Raw genomic sequence first — 250 nt, 5'->3', positions numbered from 1 at the left:
CGCATAAACCAGGGCCCGCTGTTTCGCCGCATGACCCGCTGGGGGCAGCTCACCGTAGATCCCCTGGGCCCGCAAGGCATCAACCTGATGATCAAGCGGCGAACCGGCCAGGTCATCGACGATCTCTATGTCAGTGGTCATAGTCTGCGCCGAGGTTTCATCACCTCGGCGGTGACCGCGGGCAAGCCCATGAACAAGATCATCGAGGTGACACGGCACAAGGACATGCGTACCCTGCAGGAGTATTTCG

Annotated in this window: 1 pseudogene; it reads left to right on the top strand. The window is 60.4% G+C overall.

The window, feature by feature from the left end:
* Positions 1–250, top strand: a pseudogene (locus B4920_RS27250) (hypothetical protein); the annotation flags it as partial.

Source organism: Zoogloea sp. LCSB751 (genome assembly GCF_002028455.1).
Taxonomy (GTDB): Bacteria; Pseudomonadota; Gammaproteobacteria; order Burkholderiales; family Rhodocyclaceae; genus Zoogloea.
The sequence above is the reverse complement of the archived record's forward strand: the minus strand, read 5'-3'. Positions and strand labels throughout refer to the sequence as shown.